This is a genomic window from Enterobacter sp. 168J2, assembly GCF_034107265.1.
Classification (GTDB): domain Bacteria; phylum Pseudomonadota; class Gammaproteobacteria; order Enterobacterales; family Enterobacteriaceae; genus Enterobacter; species Enterobacter nematophilus.
Genome location: NZ_JAWNEB010000001.1, coordinates 256,102 through 272,823, shown reverse-complemented (window position 1 = coordinate 272,823; position 16,722 = coordinate 256,102). Strand labels below are relative to the sequence as shown.

Sequence of the window (16,722 nt, the reverse complement as noted above, 5' to 3'; positions counted from 1 at the left end):
GCCCCCTTATTCACGATAGATGCCCGTGCTCGGCTCATCACCGGCGTAACCCCAGGCGCGATACATCCCTTCGCTGTTGAACGGCAGGGCCACGTTGCCCTCGCGATCGACCGCAATCAGCCCGCCGACGCCGCCCAGGGCAGGTAATTTTTCCATCACCACCCGCTCGCAGGCCTCGCTCAGGCTTAAACCGCCGTAATCCATCAGCGCGGTGATATCGTAGGCCGCGAGGGCGCGAATAAACACTTCCCCGGTGCCGGTACAGGACACCGCTGCCGTGGCGTTATTGGCATAGCAGCCCGCGCCCGGCAGCGGGCTGTCGCCGACGCGTCCGGGGAGCTTGTTGGTCATGCCGCCCGTTGACGTGGCCGCCGCGAGGTTGCCGGCTTTATCAAGCGCCACCGCGCCGACCGTGCCCATTTTGGTGGTTTCATCCAGCGGCGCAGCATGGTCAAGCTGCGTCATGCCCGCCGTACGGGCTTCCAGCAGCTGCTGATAGCGTTCTTCCGTGGAAAACAGCTCCGGCGATACCGGTTCCATTCCGTGCTCATAGGCAAATTTTTCCGCCCCGGCGCCCGCCAGCAGAACGTGCGGGCTCTCCTCCATCACCAGACGCGCCGCCAGCACCGGATTTCGCAGATGGCTCACGCCCGCCACGGCGCCCGCCTTCAGGGTGACGCCGTCCATCACGCAGGCGTCCAGCTCGTGGGTTTCATCCCGGGTAAAGACCGAACCGATTCCGGCATTAAAGAGCGGACACTCTTCCAGCAGACGCACCGCCTCGGTGACCACATCCAGCGCGCTCTCGCCCGCTTCCAGCATTTTCTGGCCCGTTTCCACAATGGCGTACAGCGCGTCAATGTAGCGCTTTTCCTGCTCGGGACTGAGCTGTGCACGGGTGATTGCCCCTGCGCCGCCATGAATTGCGATTACCGCATTAACCATTCGCATCACCCGTTAGCCTGATTCGCGGCTTTTTCTATAAATATCATTATCGTCGATGAAACTTCAGATGATTTTTGAATATAGAAAGACGCAACAGTGATGTAAAGCGTACACCCATCGGGTCATACAGTTAGCCGCACTTTTCTGCCATAATGGACGCTTTCGTTGTTACTCCGCAGGAGCCCACCATGGATTTTACCGCCGGACTGATGCCGCTTGAGACGGCACTCTCGCAGATGCTTGACCGTATTTCTCCGCTGCATGACGTTGAGACGCTGCCGCTTGTGCGCTGTTTTGGTCGTATTGCCGCGCGCGATATCGTCTCGCCGATGAACGTGCCGGGGTTCGATAACTCCGCGATGGACGGTTACGCGGTGCGCCTGGCGGATCTCCAGACGGGCAACGCCCTGCCGGTGGCGGGTAAAGCGTTTGCGGGCCAGCCGTTTAGCGGCGAATGGCCGGCGGGCACCTGCGTGCGCATCATGACCGGCGCGCCGGTTCCGGCTGGCTGCGACGCCGTGGTGATGCAGGAAGAGACCGAACAGACCGACGACGGGGTGCGTTTTACCGCCAGCGTCAAAGCGGGTCAGAATATCCGCCGTACCGGCGAGGACATTACCCTTGGCGCAACGGTCTTTGCCGCCGGGCAGAAGCTGACGGCAGGTGAACTGCCGGTGCTGGCATCGCTCGGCATCGCCGAAGTCGACGTTGTCCGTAAGGTCCGCGTGGCGGTCTTCTCCACCGGCGACGAGCTGCAGCTTCCGGGCCAGCCGCTGCAGGACGGTCAGATTTACGACACCAACCGCCTGGCGGTACACCTGATGCTGGAGCAGCTGGGCTGCGAGGTGATTAACCTCGGCATTATTCCAGACGATCCGGAAAAACTGCGCGCCGCGTTTATCGAGGCGGATAATGCCGCCGATGTGGTCATCAGCTCCGGCGGCGTATCGGTTGGCGAAGCGGATTACACCAAAACCCTTCTTGAAGAGCTGGGCGAAATCGCCTTCTGGAAGCTGGCGATCAAGCCGGGTAAACCATTCGCCTTTGGCAAGCTTCCGCACAGCTGGTTCTGCGGCCTGCCGGGTAACCCGGTCTCTGCGGCACTCACCTTCTACCAGCTGGCGATCCCGCTGCTGGCGAAGCTTTCCGGCAACAAAGCCAGCCCGCTACCGGAACGCCTGCGCGTGCGTGCCGCCACGCGTCTGAAAAAATCGCCGGGCCGTCTCGATTTCCAGCGCGGCATTCTGGCGCGCAACGCGGACGGCGAGCTTGAAGTGAGCACCACCGGCCACCAGGGCTCGCATATTTTCAGCTCCTTCAGCCAGGGCAACTGCTTTATCGTGCTGGAGCGCGAGCGCGGCAGCGTGGAAGCAGGTGAATGGGTTGAGATCGAGCGCTTTAACCACCTTTTCGGAGGCTAACATGACGGTGGAGCTGAGCGACCAGGAGATGATGCGCTACAACCGCCAGATTGTGCTGCGCGGGTTTGACTTTGAGGGCCAGGAAGCGCTCAAGGCAGCCAATGTGCTGGTCGTCGGTCTCGGCGGGCTGGGCTGCGCCGCCGCGCAGTACCTTGTCGCAGCGGGCGTTGGCCGCATGACGCTGCTGGATTTTGATACCGTGTCGGTGTCCAACCTGCAGCGCCAGACGCTGCACAGCGACGCGACGGTGGGCCAGCCAAAAGTGGAATCCGCCCGCACGGCGCTGGCGCGCATTAATCCTCATTGTGAATTCACCCTGATTGACGCCATGCTGGATGACGACGCGCTGTTCGCGCAGATTGCGCAGCACGACCTGGTGCTGGACTGCACCGACAACGTGGCGATTCGTAACCAGCTGAACGCGGGCTGTTTTGCCCACAAAACCCCGCTGGTTTCCGGCGCGGCCATCCGTATGGAGGGGCAAATCAGCGTCTTTACCTACGCCGAAGGTGAACCCTGCTACCGCTGCCTGAGCCGCCTGTTCGGCGAGAACGCGCTAACCTGCGTCGAGGCGGGCGTGATGGCGCCGCTTGTTGGCGTGATTGGTTCGCTGCAGGCGATGGAAGCGATCAAAGTCCTGGCGCGCTACGGCACGCCAGCGGCGGGGAAAATCGTGATGTATGACGCGATGACCTGCCAGTTCCGCGAGATGAAGCTGATGCGTAGCCCGGGGTGTGAGGTTTGTGGAGGTTAAAGCAAACGGCAACCTTAAGGTTGCCGTTTTAGTGTTTGCTCCCTCTCCCTGTGGGAGAGGGTTGGGGTGAGGGCATCAGGCCGCACCCATCAAATCGACGTCCGTCCAAACGCCCCCTGCCAGTCCTGCTCAAACTTCACGATCGCCGCATCCACCGCAGGGGAAGTAATAAACTGCTGCGCCACGTCCAGCGGCAGCGTGATGGACTCGCACCCTGCCAGCAGGCAGTCCAGCGCCTGACGCGGGGTCTTGAAGCTCGCGGCCAGCACCTTTGACTGCGGCGCGTGCAGCGTCAACAGCTGCTGCAGCTCAATCACGGTCTGGATCCCATCCCCGCCCTGCGCGTCCACGCGGTTGACGTAAGGGGCGACATACTCTGCTCCCGCCAGGGCGGACAGCATCCCCTGCGCGGCGCCGTACACCGCCGTGCCCAGCGTCGGGATCCCTTCCGCTTTCAGCATCTTAATGGCCGCCAGCCCTTCCGCGGTCACCGGCACCTTCACCACCAGGTCGTTAATGATGGCGCGCAGCTTGCGCGCGTCTTCCACCATCCCTTCGGCGGTGGTTGCCATTACCTGGGCAAACAGACGGCCCTTACCGCCCATCGCGTCGTGCAGCGCGGGCAGCAGCTCGTCGAGCGGCGTTTTACCTGCCGCCACAATGCTTGGGTTGGTGGTCACGCCCGCCAGCGGGAAGATACGCGCCAGCTTTTTGACTGCCGCAACGTCAGATGTGTCGAGATAAAGTTCCATGATGTCACCCTCAAAATTAGCCTGCACTTACCCTATCACGATAAAACCCGCTCAAGAGTTGACCTGCATCAAGATAACTTTCATTCGAAAGTAATTTAATCTTCATATGCAACTTGAGGGCAAAAGTATGATCTTCAATATTCAGCGTTACTCCACTCACGACGGCCCCGGTATTCGAACCGTGGTGTTCCTGAAAGGCTGCTCGCTGGGCTGTCGCTGGTGCCAGAACCCGGAAAGCCGCTCCCGCAGCCGGGACGTGCTGTTTGACGCACGCCTGTGTCTGGAAGGCTGCGACCTGTGCCAGCTGGCGGCGCCGGGCTGTATCGAACGCGCGCTCAATGGCCTGGTTATCCACCGCGAAAAGCTGAGTGAAGAGACGCTTAATGCCCTCACCGAATGCTGCCCGACGCAGGCGCTTACCGTCTGCGGTGAAGAACAGCAGGTGGACGAGATTATGGCCACCGTGCTGCGCGACAAACCTTTCTACGACCGCAGCGGCGGCGGGATCACCCTCTCCGGCGGCGAACCGTTTATGAACCCGGCGCTGGCGCACGCCCTGTTTAAGGCCAGCCACGAACAGGGGATCCACACCGCCGTGGAAACCTGCCTTCACGTGCCGTGGCACTATATTGAGCCGTCATTACCGTACGTCGATCTGTTCCTCGCCGACCTGAAGCACGTCGACGGTGAAGTGTTCAAGCAGTGGACGGACGGCTCGGCTAAGCGGATCCTGGATAACCTGAAGCGCCTCGCCGCTGCCGGGAAAAAGATCACCATTCGCGTGCCGCTGATCCAGGGTTTTAACGCGGATGAAGCCTCGATCGCTGCCATTACAAACTTCGCCGCCGATGAACTTGGCGTCGACGATATTCATTTTCTGCCGTATCACACGCTGGGCATGAACAAATACACCCTGCTCGGCCAACCCTACTCTGCCCCTGACAAACCGCTGGATAACCCTGCCCTGCTGGACTTCGCGCAGCAGTACGCCTGCCAGAAAGGGTTAACCGCGACCTTACGAGGATAAACCTATGACCACCCTGAATCTCAACACCCTCAGCGAACGTATTAAAGCGCATAAAATGGCGCTGGTGCATATCGTCAAGCCGCCGGTCTGCACCGAGCGCGCGCAGCATTACACCGAAATGTACCAGCAGCACATGGACAAGCCGATCCCGGTGCGTCGCGCCCTGGCGCTGGCGCATCACCTGGCGGAACGCACCATCTGGATCAAGCACGACGAGCTGATTATCGGCAACCAGGCAAGCGAAGTGCGCGCCGCGCCGATTTTCCCGGAATACACCGTATCCTGGATTGAGAAAGAGATTGACGATCTGGCGGACCGTCCGGGTGCGGGCTTTGCGGTAAGCGAAGAGAACAAGCGCGTGCTGCATGAAATCTGCCCGTGGTGGCGCGGCCAGACGGTGCAGGACCGCTGCTACGGCATGTTCACCGACGAGCAGAAAGGCCTGCTGGAAACCGGCATCATCAAAGCCGAAGGCAATATGACCTCCGGCGACGCGCACCTGGCGGTGAACTTCCCGCTGGTGCTGGAGAAAGGTCTCGACGGCCTGCGCGCCAAAGTGGCCGAGCGCCGCTCGCGCATCAACCTGACGGTGCTGGAAGATCTGCACGGCGATCAGTTCCTGAAGGCAATTGATATCGTGCTGGAAGCCGTCAGCCTGCACATCAAACGCTTCGCCGACCTGGCGCGTGAGATGGCGTCTACGGAAACCCGCGAAAGCCGCCGCGACGAGCTGCTGGCGATGGCGGAAAACTGCGACGTGATTGCCCACGAGCCGCCAAAAACCTTCTGGCAGGCGCTGCAGCTGTGCTACTTCATTCAGCTGATCCTGCAGATTGAGTCCAACGGCCACTCCGTCTCCTTCGCGCGTATGGACCAATACCTGTACCCGTACTACCGCCGCGACGTGGAGCTGAACCAGAGCCTCGACCGCGAGCACGCCATCGAGCTGCTGCACAGCTGCTGGCTGAAGCTGCTGGAAGTGAACAAGATCCGCTCCGGCTCGCACTCCAAGGCCTCCGCCGGCAGCCCGCTGTACCAGAACGTCACCATCGGCGGCCAGAAGCTGGTCAACGGTGAGCCGATGGACGCGGTCAACCCGCTCTCCTACGCGATTCTGGAGTCATGCGGTCGCCTGCGCTCCACCCAGCCGAACCTGAGCGTGCGCTACCACGCGGGCATGAGCAACGACTTCCTCGACGCCTGCGTGCAGGTGATCCGCTGCGGCTTCGGCATGCCGGCGTTCAACAACGATGAAATCGTGATCCCGGAATTCATCAAGCTCGGCGTTGAACGCGACGACGCCTACGACTACGCGGCCATCGGCTGTATCGAAACCGCGGTGGGCGGCAAGTGGGGCTACCGCTGCACCGGCATGAGCTTTATCAACTTTGCCCGCGTGATGCTCGCCGCGCTGGAAGGCGGCCGCGACGCCACCAGCGGCAAGGTGTTCCTGCCACAGGAGAAAGCGCTCTCTGCCGGCAACTTCAATAACTTCGAGGAAGTGATGGCGGCGTGGGACAGCCAGATCCGCTACTACACCCGCAAATCCATCGAGATCGAGTACGTGGTGGACACCATGCTGGAGGAGAACGTCCACGACATTCTCTGCTCGGCGCTGGTGGACGACTGCATCGAGCGCGCGAAAAGCATCAAGCAGGGCGGCGCGAAGTATGACTGGGTCTCCGGCCTGCAGGTGGGTATCGCCAACCTCGGTAACAGCCTGGCGGCGGTGAAAAAGCTGGTGTTTGAGCAGGGCGCTATCGGCCAGCAGCAGCTGGCGGCGGCGCTGGCGGATGACTTCGACGGGCTGACCCACGAGCAGCTGCGCCAGCGCCTGATCAACGGTGCGCCGAAGTACGGCAACGACGACGACAGCGTGGACATGCTGCTGACGCGCGCCTACCAGACCTACATTGAGGAGCTGAAGCAGTACCACAACCCGCGCTACGGCCGCGGCCCGATTGGCGGTAACTACTACGCGGGCACGTCGTCCATCTCCGCTAACGTGCCGTTTGGCGCGGCAACGATGGCGACCCCGGACGGACGTAAGGCGCATACCCCGCTGGCGGAAGGGGCAAGCCCGGCCTCCGGTACGGACCACCTCGGCCCGACGGCGGTGATCGGCTCGGTCGGTAAACTGCCTACCGAGGCGATCCTGGGCGGCGTGCTGCTAAACCAGAAGCTGAACCCGTCGACGCTGGAAAATGACAGCGATCGCCAGAAGCTGATGGTGCTGCTGCGTACCTTCTTCGAGGTGCATAAGGGCTGGCATATTCAGTACAACATCGTCTCGCGTGAAACGCTGCTGGAAGCGAAGAAACACCCGGACCAGTACCGCGACCTGGTCGTGCGCGTGGCGGGCTACTCGGCGTTCTTCACCGCCCTGTCGCCGGATGCGCAGGACGATATCATTGCGCGTACTGAGCATACGCTGTAGCAATCAATCCCCTCTCCCACGGGGAGAGGGAGAAAACACTAAAAACGCCAACCTCGTTGCCGTTTTGCTTTTACTTTCGAATGAAATTAAATTTGTGCTCCCCGTCACCTTGTTATTAGAATGTTTCAAAACGCAGTGACCCAGGAGCACAGTATGACCGTTAAAGTTATCGTCACCGATATGGACGGAACTTTCCTTGATGATGCCAAGCAGTACGATCGTGACCGCTTCCAGGCACAGTTTGAGCAGCTTAAATCCCGCGATATCGAATTCGTTGTCGCCAGCGGCAACCAGTATTACCAGCTCATCTCCTTCTTCCCCGAGCTGAAAGACCAGATCTCCTTCGTGGCGGAAAACGGCGCGCTGGTGTTCGACCACGGCGAACAGGTGTTCCACGGCGAGCTGACCCGCCATGAGTCGCAGATCGTTATTGGCGAACTCCTGAAAGACAAAGGGCTGAACTTTGTGGCCTGCGGTCTGGAGAGCGCCTACGTGAGCGACAAAGCCCCGGACGCCTTCGTGGCGCTGATGTCAAAGCACTATCACCGCTTAAAGCGCATCAGGGATTACCGCGAAATCGACGACGTGCTGTTTAAGTTCTCCCTGAACCTGCCGGACAGCGATATCCCGAACCTGGTCGATAAACTGCACGTCTCCCTGGACGGCATCATGAAGCCGGTTACCAGCGGCTTTGGTTTTGTGGATTTGATTATCCCAGGCCTGCACAAAGCCAACGGCATTAGCCGCCTGCTGAAACGCTGGAAAATCTCCCCACAGGAGTGCGTCGGCATTGGCGACAGCGGCAACGATGCCGAGATGCTGAAGCTGGTGAAATACTCTTTTGCCATGGGCAACGCGGCGCAGAGCATTAAAGAAATCAGCCGCTACAGCACCGACGACAACAACCATCAGGGCGCGCTGAACGTGATTCAGGCCGTGCTCGACAACCACTCTCCTTTCGACGTCTGATCTTTTCCTCGCCGGAGCCTCGCTCCGGCCCCTCACTCTTTTTCCGTCCTGTGGCTTGCGTCAAGTTTTTAAACTTGCATTAACTTATTTTTAACTTAAAGTATCACTTGTAGACATTTTTACTTTCGAATGAAAGATGCGAGGCAGCTATGACCTTTACCAGTGAAACCTTGCCAGCGGACCACAAAGCGGCAATCCGTCAGTTAAAACGTGAGTTACGCGCGCAGATCGGCGACGTTCAGGCGGTGTTCGACAAGCTCAGCGATAAAATCGCCACCCGCGTGGCGGAGATCAACGCTCTCAAAAACAAAGGTGAATCCGTCTGGCCGGTGATTCCGTTTGCAGATGTGAAAAACGGCACGATTACCGACGCACAGCGCGAGGCCGTTAAGCGCCGCGGCTGCGCGGTGATTAAAGGTCACTTCCCGCGCGAGCAGGCGCTGGCGTGGGATCGGTCGATGCTTGACTACCTCGACCTGAACAAGTTTGACGAGGTGTACAAAGGGCCAGGCGACAACTTCTTCGGCACCTTAACCGCCTCCCGTCCGGAGATTTACCCGATCTACTGGTCCCAGGCGCAAATGCAGGCGCGCCAGAGCGAAGAGATGGCGCAGGTGCAGTCGTTCCTGAACCGTTTATGGACATTCGAGAGCAACGGCAAACGGTGGTTCGACCCGGACGTGAGCGTGATTTACCCGGACCGCATCCGCCGCCGCCCGCCGGGAACCACCTCAAAAGGGCTGGGCGCGCACACCGACTCCGGCGCGCTGGAGCGCTGGCTGCTTCCGGCCTATCAGCAGGTGTTTGCCCGCGTGTTTGACGGCAACGTCGAGAAATACGATCCGTGGAACGCCGCGCACCGCACCGAAGTGGAAGAGTACACCGTGGATAACACCACCAAGTGCTCGGTGTTCCGCACCTTCCAGGGCTGGACGGCGCTGTCGGACATGATCCCCGGCCAGGGGCTGCTGCACGTGGTGCCGATCCCGGAAGCGATGGCCTATATACTGCTGCGTCCGCTGCTGGACGACGTGCCGGAAGACGAACTCTGCGGCGTCGCGCCGGGGCGCGTGCTGCCGATTTCCGAGAAATGGCACCCGCTGCTTGTCGAGGCGCTGACCAGCATTCCGGCGCTGGAGGCGGGCGATTCCGTGTGGTGGCACTGCGACGTGATCCACTCCGTCGCGCCGGTGGAAAATCAGCAGGGCTGGGGCAACGTGATGTACATCCCCGCCGCGCCGATGTGCGAGAAAAACCTCGCCTACGCGAAAAAGGTCAAGGAAGCGCTGGAAACCGGCGCGTCGCCGGGAGACTTCCCGCGCGAGGATTATGAAAAAAGCTGGCAGGACCGCTTTACCGTGAACGATCTCAACATCCACGGCAAGCGCGCGCTGGGCATGGCTTAACTGTCGTACAGCCCTTCCCGCTCCACGGCGGTGCGTCGTTTCCCCTGACGTATCCGCCGTACCGACTCCCGCACGACCAGCGTACCGTTTAGCAGCAATGTCCCTACCGGCGCGTCCGGGCGCATCAGCCGCTGCTGGAGCATATGCACCGCTTCCGTTCCCAGCTCGTCGCGGGGAACATGCACCGCCGTTAAGGGCACATCCTGAATCGCCGCCAGATTAAAGCCGTCGATGCTCATGACCGAGACGTCCTGCGGCACGCGCAGACCGTGATTTTGCAGGGCGCTGATGGTGCCTGCCGCCATAAAGTCCCCGCCTACCAGGAACGCCGTCGGCAGGTCTTTTCCCTGCTGCTGGTTAAGCCACTCGCTTACCAGCTGCTCCGTCTCTCTGGCGCTAAAGCTTGGCACCACCAGCAGGTCGCGCCTGTCGTTAAACCTGAGATTATGGGCGTGCCACGCGTCGCGGATCCCCGCCAGGCGCAGCTCCATAGTGTAGCGACGCAGGCACAGCACGTTCATCACCTCACGGTGCCCCATCTCGAAGAGGTACTCCGCCGCCCGCTCGCCAATCGCACGGTGATCCGGGGCGACGGCAGGCAGGCGCATGCGGCGGTCCCGGCAGTTAATCAGCATGCAGGGTTTCCCCACGTCCACCGCCAGATCGTGGATGTGCGGATCGTCGATACCGAGCAGAATGGCCGCCTGGGTATCCGGCTCGTTCATGCGTGCCAGAAAAATCTGAGCGTCGCTGTCGTTCTCCTCCAGCGCGCAGTAGCGCAGCCGAACCTCGTGCGAGGCAAGCCCTTTGCTCACGCTCTGGATCACGCGGTAGTAAAAGATGTCGGACCGCTCGTCGAAGGCACGCTGAGGGGCAAAAACCACCAGGCTGTTAAGCAGCAGACGCCCTGCCGCCATGCCGTCCATCACCCCCAGGTCTCGCGCGCACGCCAGCACCTTAGCCCGCGCCTTTTCGCTGGTATTCGCTTTGCCTGCCAGCACGCGGGAAACCGTACTGATGGAAAGCTGCGTGCGGGCCGCGATTTCGGTGATTTTTAGCCTTTTGTCCATTTTGTGATCTGGCTCCATTTGCGAAATGAAAAATTTTTCATAGCGTATTCGTCAGGCAATAGCTGACATAAAGGCCATCATGCCAGAGGGTTTGCGTCAGTTATGAGAAATTTTGCACAAAATCCACTTTTGCCCTCTCATTTTCTTCCCTAAGGTGAACTTGTCACACAGCTTCCATACTAGTTGTATAGCAACTTAAGCATTCTAAGCGGATAGAAATCAAAGGCATAACAATCTGTGTGACACCTGAACCTCCGTCCCCTTACCGTCCGTCTTGTGGAGAGTAAAATGAGTCAGGACATCAATAACACCGTTGCGACAAGCAAAACCCGTCGCGTCATCAAGAACCTGCGCTGGTACGTGCTGGTGCTGTTCTTACTTGGCGTCACCGTTAACTACATCACCCGAAACTCGCTCGGGATCCTCGCCCCGGAGCTGAAAGAGAGCCTCGGGATCACCACCGAGCAGTACTCCTGGATCGTCGGCGCGTTCCAGATTGCCTACACCATTTTCCAGCCCCTGTGCGGCTGGCTGATTGACGTTATCGGCATGAAGATTGGCTTTATGGTCTGCGCCGGGATCTGGGCGCTGATGTGTATCTTCCACGCGGGCGCCGGAAGCTGGCTGCACCTGGCAATTCTGCGCTTCTTTATGGGGGCTTCTGAGGCCGCCGCCACTCCGGCGAACGCCAAAACCATCGGCGAATGGTTCCCGAAATCGGAACGCCCCGTTGCCGCCGGCTGGGCGGGCGTGGGCTTCTCCATCGGCGCGATGCTGGCCCCGCCTATCATCTACTTTGCTCACGCGTCGTTCGGCTGGCAGGGCGCGTTTATGTTTACCGGCGTTCTGGCGCTGCTGTGGGTGATCCTCTGGTGGGCGTTCTACCACAACCCGGAGCAGCACCCGAACCTGAGCCGCGACGAGCTGGCGTTTATCAAGCAGGATAACGAACCTGCACCGGTCAAATTGCCCTTCCTGACCGCGCTGAAAACCGTCTCGAAAAACAAACGCTTCTACGGTATCGCCATTCCGGCCTTTATGGCAGAACCCGCCTGGGCAGTGCTGAGCTTCTGGGTGCCGCTGTACCTCGCCAAAGAGCACGGCATGGACCTGAAGCAGATTGCGATGTTTGCCTGGCTGCCCTTCCTTGCCGCCGACCTCGGCAGCGTGGCAAGCGGCTACCTGACGCGCCTGTACACCCGCTGGTTCGGCTGCTCCCGCGTGAACTCGGTGGTGGCAAGCTCCGTCACCGGCGCGTTCCTGATGATTTCTTTGGCCATCGTCGCCGTGACCCGCGACCCGTATATCACCATCGTGCTGATCTCCATCGGCGGCTTCGGGCACCAGATCATCTCCTGCATGCTGAGCGCCCTGGTCGTGGAGTCGTTCGACAAAGGCCAGATGGCGACCGTCAACGGCATGCGCGGCTCGGCGGCGTGGATCGCCAGCTTCCTGTTCTCGCTGTTAATCGGGGTGACCGCCGACAAAATCGGCTTTAACCCGCTCTTTATTGCCATGGGCTTCTTTGACCTGATTGGCGCTCTCTTCCTGGTAGCATTTATTGCTGAACGTCGCGCCAAGCGCGCCTGATAGTGGATGTATTGCATATGAAAACCCTGAAAAACTGGACCGTTGATACGCAGTCGGCAAACCATCTTGAGCTGCTGGTGGATAACCAGCACCGCCTGTGCCTGTATGTGCTGGAAGAGAACCTGTTCCGCGTGCTGATTAAGCGCAAAGGCGAGCTGGCGCTGGACCGCACCTGGAGCATCGCGCCGGAACAAGACGTGCCGTGGGAAGGCCGCCGTCGTGACGACTTAAGCGGTTTCTCCTGCCCGGCCTGGACCCTGACGCAGCAGGGTGACGCAGTGACGGTGGCAACGGAGCAGCTGCGCGTGACCGTCCACCAGCCGCTGTGGATGGAGTGGCACTACCGCAATGACGCAGGCGAGTGGCAGCCGCTGGTCAACGACCGCCCGACCAGCGCCTACCTGCTGAACGCCCACGGCGACGGGGTGTCGCACTATCTGAGCCGCCGCAAGGACGAGCGTTTCTACGGCCTGGGCGAGAAAGCGGGCGACCTGCAGCGCAACGGCAAACGCTATGAGATGCGCAACCTCGATGCAATGGGGTACAACGCGGCCAGCACCGACCCGCTCTACAAGCACATCCCGTTCACTATCGCCCGCCGCGACGACGTGAGCTACGGCCTGTTCTACGACAACCTGAGCAGCTGCTGGCTGGATCTGGGCAACGAGATCGACAACTACCACACCGCCTACCGCCGCTGGCAGGCGGAAGCGGGCGATATTGATTACTACATTTTTACCGGCAAGCGCGTGCTGGACGTGACCAAAGCCTTCGTGCGCCTGACCGGGAAAACGCTGTTCGGGCCGAAGTGGAGCCTGGGCTACAGCGGCTCGACCATGCACTACACCGACGCGCCGGACGCGCAAAACCAGCTGATGAACTTCATCCGCCTGTGCGAAGAGCACGCCATTCCGTGCGACTCGTTCCAGCTCTCGTCCGGCTATACCTCCATCAACGGCAAGCGCTACGTCTTCAACTGGAACTATGACAAGGTGCCGCAGCCGAAGGTGATGAGCCAGGCCTTCCACGACGCGGGGCTGAAGCTTGCGGCAAACATCAAGCCGTGCCTGCTGCAGGACCATCCGCGCTATAACGAAGTGGCGGAGAGCGGCCTGTTCATCCGTGATTCAGAAACCGACGCGCCTGAACGTTCCAGCTTCTGGGATGACGAAGGTTCCCACCTCGACTTTACCAACCCGCAGACGGTGAAATGGTGGCAGGAAGGGGTCACCACGCAGCTGCTGGAGATGGGGATCGACTCCACCTGGAACGATAACAACGAATACGAAGTGTGGGACGGCGAAGCGCGCTGTCATGGTTTTGGCAAGGAGATCGCCATCAAACACATCCGCCCGGTGATGCCGCTGCTGATGATGCGCGCCTCGCTGGAAGCGCAGCAGCGTTTCGCGCCGGAAAAACGCCCGTATCTCATCTCCCGCTCCGGCTGCGCCGGGATGCAGCGCTACGTCCAGACCTGGAGCGGCGATAACCGCACTAACTGGGACACCCTGCGCTATAACATCCGCATGGGGCTGGGCATGAGCCTGTCCGGGCTGTTCAACGTCGGCCACGACGTGGGCGGTTTCTCCGGCGACAAGCCGGACGCCGAGCTGTTCGTGCGCTGGGTGCAGAACGGCGTGATGCACCCGCGCTTTACCATTCACTCGTGGAACGATGACCATACCGTGAACGAGCCGTGGATGTACCCGGGCGTCACGCCAGCCATTCGCGGCGCGATTGAGCTACGCTATCGCCTGATGCCGTACTTCTACACCCTGCTCTGGCTGGCGCACGCCGACGACGAGCCGATGCTGCGCCCGACCTTCCTCGACCACGAGCACGACGCGCAGACCTTCGAAGAGTGCGATGACTTCCTGCTGGGCCGCGACCTGCTGGTGGCAAGCGTCGTTGAAGCCGGGCAGCGCGAGCGCCGCGTGTGGCTGCCGGATAACGACACCGGCTGGTACGATTTTTACACCCACGCGTGGTATGCGGGCGGCCAGTCGATCGTCCTCGACGCGCCGCTGGAAAAACTGCCGCTGCTGGTGCGCGCCGGTGCCGCTCTTCCGCTGAGCGAACGCATTACCCACGTGTCCACTGAAAAAGACAATACCCGCGAACTGAAGCTGTTCCCGCTGAAGGGCGTCGGCACAACCTCCGGGCTGCTGTTTGAAGACGACGGCGAAAGCTGGGGCTACCAGAACGGCAATGCGCTGTGGGTGGAGTGGGAAATGGTGTGCGACGGTACAACCATCAATCTGAAGGTCAACGCGCGCGGGGATTATCGTCCGGCGTGGAAAGCGCTGAAGGTGTCGCTGCCTGTAGGGGAAAAACGTACGCTGCGGGTGAACGGGGCTGAAGGGGGCGAGTGGGTGGTGTAGTGCGGCCTGATGCCCTCACCCTAACCCTCTCCCATGGGGAGAGGGAATAAAGGCACGACGCTTTTCCCTAAGTATTTCGCGCTGCAGGAAGGCGGCAAACCTGTGAATCCCCGGGAGCTTACATAAGTAAGTGACCGGGGTGAACAGGTGAAGCCAACGCATCTGCAGCGTGAAAGACGACGGGAAATTAGCCGTCGATACCTTTACTGCGCAGATAATCTTCGTAATTACCGGTAAAGTCTACCACGCGCTCTGGCGTAATTTCGATCACGCGGGTCGCCAGCGAGCTGACGAACTCACGGTCGTGAGAGACGAAGATCAGGGTGCCCTGATACATCTCCAGCGCCATGTTCAGCGATTCGATCGATTCCATATCCAGGTGGTTAGTCGGTTCGTCCATCACCAGGATGTTTGGTTTTTCCATCATCAGCTTGCCGAACAGCATACGGCCCTTCTCACCACCGGAGAGCACTTTAGCCGGCTTTTTGATGTCGTCCTGGCTGAACAGCAGGCGACCCAGAATGCTGCGCACCGCCTGCTCGTCGTCGCCTTCCTGCTTCCACTGGCTCATCCAGTCAAAGACGGTCAGATCGTTTTCGAACTCGTACTCATGGTCCTGCGCGTAGTAACCAATCTGCGCGTTTTCAGACCACTTCACGGTGCCGTTGTCCGGCTGCAGTTCACCCACCAGGGTTTTCAGCAGGGTAGATTTACCCACGCCGTTGGCGCCCAGAATGGCAATCTTCTCGCCCACTTCCAGCAGCAGGTTGAAGTTTTTAAACAGCGGGCCTTCATCGAAGCCTTTGGTAAGGGCTTCCACTTCCAGCGCGTTACGGAACAGCTTCTTGTCCTGCTCGAAGCGGATGAACGGGTTCTGACGGCTGGAGGCTTTCACTTCTTCCAGCTTGATTTTGTCGATCTGACGAGCACGGGAAGTCGCCTGACGCGATTTAGAGGCGTTGGCGCTGAAGCGGCTGACGAAGGACTGCAGGTCCGCAATCTGCGCTTTCTTCTTGGCGTTATCCGCCAGCAGACGCTCACGCGCCTGGGTGGCCGCCGTCATGTATTCGTCGTAGTTGCCCGGATACACGCGCAGCTCGCCGTAGTCCAGATCCGCCATGTGCGTACAGACCATGTTCAGGAAGTGACGGTCGTGCGAGATGATGATCATGGTGCTGTCGCGGTCGTTCAGCGTCTGCTCCAGCCAGCGGATGGTGTCGATGTCCAGGTTGTTCGTCGGTTCGTCAAGCAGCAGGATGTCCGGGTTAGAGAACAGCGCCTGCGCCAGCAGCACGCGCAGCTTCCAGCCTGGGGCGACTTCGCTCATCGGGCCGTAATGCTGTTCAACCGGAATGCCCACGCCCAGCAGCAGCTCGCCCGCACGCGCTTCCGCAGAATAACCGTCCATTTCGCCGTACTGGGTTTCCAGATCGGCCACTTTATAGCCATCTTCTTCGCTCATTTCAGCCAGCGCGTAAATGCGATCGCGCTCCTGCTTCACTTCCCACAGCTCCGCGTGCCCCATGATCACGGTGTCGAGTACGGTGAACTCTTCAAAGGCGAACTGATCCTGACGCAGCTTACCGATGCGCTCGTTAGGGTCGAGCGACACGTTGCCGAGCGTTGGCTCCAGGTCACCGCCGAGGATCTTCATGAAGGTGGATTTTCCGCTACCGTTGGCACCAATCAGGCCGTAACGGTTGCCGCCGCCAAATTTGACGGAAATGTTTTCGAACAGCGGCTTACTGCCAAACTGCATAGTGACGTTGCTGGTAACTAACACGGGGAGATTCCTGCGAAAAGTGTGATAAACACGGCATTATGCCACAATTCCGAATTGAGATCCCGTGTTGCGGCAATCCACTAAACTTTAACAAAATCGAAAAAAATGTGATTTCGTACACATCTGAATTCCCTGTGAGCGGGAATGCACATATAATGCGCTCCCATCACAGATTCAGACTTATCAA

General features: G+C 59.9%; 12 protein-coding genes. 8 read left to right on the top strand and 4 right to left on the bottom strand.

The genetic code is table 11. The annotated features are described in order from the left end of the window. Positions 1 to 6: 6 nt before the first annotated feature. Positions 7 to 945: a beta-aspartyl-peptidase gene (gene iaaA, locus USG84_RS01290; protein WP_151412790.1), complete on the bottom strand. Its 939-nt coding sequence runs from the start codon at positions 943 to 945 to the stop codon at positions 7 to 9. A gap of 188 nt (positions 946 to 1,133) precedes the next feature. On the opposite strand from iaaA, the gene moeA reads away from it, so the two are divergent. Then, positions 1,134 to 2,366 carry a molybdopterin molybdotransferase MoeA gene (moeA, locus tag USG84_RS01285; protein WP_320738110.1) on the top strand — a complete coding sequence of 411 codons (1,233 nt, stop codon included), beginning with the start codon at positions 1,134 to 1,136 and terminating at the stop codon, positions 2,364 to 2,366. 1 nt (position 2,367) lies between these two features. Further along, the gene (moeB, locus tag USG84_RS01280) at positions 2,368 to 3,120 is read left to right on the top strand and encodes a molybdopterin-synthase adenylyltransferase MoeB (RefSeq protein WP_151412789.1); all 753 of its coding nucleotides are present in this window, start codon (positions 2,368 to 2,370) and stop codon (positions 3,118 to 3,120) included. 89 nt (positions 3,121 to 3,209) lie between these two features. Here the strand turns inward: moeB and fsa are convergent, their stop codons facing one another. Beyond that, positions 3,210 to 3,872, bottom strand: a complete 663-nt coding sequence (gene fsa / locus USG84_RS01275; RefSeq protein WP_151412788.1) for a fructose-6-phosphate aldolase — start codon at positions 3,870 to 3,872, stop codon at positions 3,210 to 3,212. Positions 3,873 to 3,999: 127 nt separating this feature from the next. Here fsa and USG84_RS01270 point away from each other — a divergent pair, with 127 nt between their 5' ends. The 4 genes from USG84_RS01270 to USG84_RS01255 all read left to right on the top strand — a co-directional run bounded on the left by USG84_RS01270 (position 4,000) and on the right by USG84_RS01255 (position 9,711). Continuing rightward, complete coding sequence (locus tag USG84_RS01270) at positions 4,000 to 4,899, top strand: glycyl-radical enzyme activating protein (protein ID WP_151412787.1); 900 nt, start codon at positions 4,000 to 4,002, stop codon at positions 4,897 to 4,899. 4 nt (positions 4,900 to 4,903) lie between these two features. Then, the gene (locus USG84_RS01265) at positions 4,904 to 7,336 is read left to right on the top strand and encodes a formate C-acetyltransferase/glycerol dehydratase family glycyl radical enzyme (protein WP_320738109.1); all 2,433 of its coding nucleotides are present in this window, start codon (positions 4,904 to 4,906) and stop codon (positions 7,334 to 7,336) included. Between the two features lie 153 nt (positions 7,337 to 7,489). Further along, positions 7,490 to 8,305, top strand: a complete 816-nt coding sequence (locus USG84_RS01260; RefSeq protein ID WP_320738108.1) for a Cof-type HAD-IIB family hydrolase — start codon at positions 7,490 to 7,492, stop codon at positions 8,303 to 8,305. A gap of 149 nt (positions 8,306 to 8,454) precedes the next feature. Next, complete coding sequence (locus tag USG84_RS01255; RefSeq protein WP_061098779.1) at positions 8,455 to 9,711, top strand: DUF1479 domain-containing protein; 1,257 nt, start codon at positions 8,455 to 8,457, stop codon at positions 9,709 to 9,711. Here the strand turns inward: USG84_RS01255 and USG84_RS01250 are convergent. Continuing rightward, complete coding sequence (locus USG84_RS01250) at positions 9,708 to 10,781, bottom strand: LacI family DNA-binding transcriptional regulator (RefSeq protein WP_151412786.1); 1,074 nt, start codon at positions 10,779 to 10,781, stop codon at positions 9,708 to 9,710. The genes USG84_RS01255 and USG84_RS01250 overlap by 4 nt on opposite strands. Positions 10,782 to 11,069: 288 nt before the next feature. Here USG84_RS01250 and USG84_RS01245 point away from each other — a divergent pair, with 288 nt between their 5' ends. Together USG84_RS01245 and USG84_RS01240 are read left to right on the top strand one after the other, a co-directional pair. After that, positions 11,070 to 12,371, top strand: coding sequence for an MFS transporter (locus tag USG84_RS01245; protein WP_151412785.1), 1,302 nt, complete (start codon positions 11,070 to 11,072; stop codon positions 12,369 to 12,371). A gap of 17 nt (positions 12,372 to 12,388) precedes the next feature. Next, positions 12,389 to 14,752, top strand: a complete 2,364-nt coding sequence (locus USG84_RS01240) for a glycoside hydrolase family 31 protein (protein ID WP_320738107.1) — start codon at positions 12,389 to 12,391, stop codon at positions 14,750 to 14,752. Between the two features lie 187 nt (positions 14,753 to 14,939). On the opposite strand, the gene USG84_RS01235 is transcribed toward USG84_RS01240, so the two are convergent. Further along, positions 14,940 to 16,535: an ABC-F family ATPase gene (locus tag USG84_RS01235; protein WP_047073790.1), complete on the bottom strand. Its 1,596-nt coding sequence runs from the start codon at positions 16,533 to 16,535 to the stop codon at positions 14,940 to 14,942. Positions 16,536 to 16,722: the final 187 nt, after the last annotated feature.

Bases quoted from the DNA above. Each gene is read 5' to 3' on its own strand.
- USG84_RS01270 (WP_151412787.1), top strand. From the start codon at position 4,000: ATGATCTTCAATATTCAGCGTTACTCCACTCACGACGGCCCCGGTATT.
- USG84_RS01240 (WP_320738107.1), top strand. From the start codon at position 12,389: ATGAAAACCCTGAAAAACTGGACCGTTGATACGCAGTCGGCAAACCAT.
- USG84_RS01260 (WP_320738108.1), top strand. From the start codon at position 7,490: ATGACCGTTAAAGTTATCGTCACCGATATGGACGGAACTTTCCTTGAT.
- moeA (WP_320738110.1), top strand. From the start codon at position 1,134: ATGGATTTTACCGCCGGACTGATGCCGCTTGAGACGGCACTCTCGCAG.
- USG84_RS01255 (WP_061098779.1), top strand. From the start codon at position 8,455: ATGACCTTTACCAGTGAAACCTTGCCAGCGGACCACAAAGCGGCAATC.
- moeB (WP_151412789.1), top strand. From the start codon at position 2,368: ATGACGGTGGAGCTGAGCGACCAGGAGATGATGCGCTACAACCGCCAG.
- USG84_RS01250 (WP_151412786.1), bottom strand. From the start codon at position 10,781: ATGGACAAAAGGCTAAAAATCACCGAAATCGCGGCCCGCACGCAGCTT.
- USG84_RS01265 (WP_320738109.1), top strand. From the start codon at position 4,904: ATGACCACCCTGAATCTCAACACCCTCAGCGAACGTATTAAAGCGCAT.
- iaaA (WP_151412790.1), bottom strand. From the start codon at position 945: ATGGTTAATGCGGTAATCGCAATTCATGGCGGCGCAGGGGCAATCACC.
- fsa (WP_151412788.1), bottom strand. From the start codon at position 3,872: ATGGAACTTTATCTCGACACATCTGACGTTGCGGCAGTCAAAAAGCTG.
- USG84_RS01245 (WP_151412785.1), top strand. From the start codon at position 11,070: ATGAGTCAGGACATCAATAACACCGTTGCGACAAGCAAAACCCGTCGC.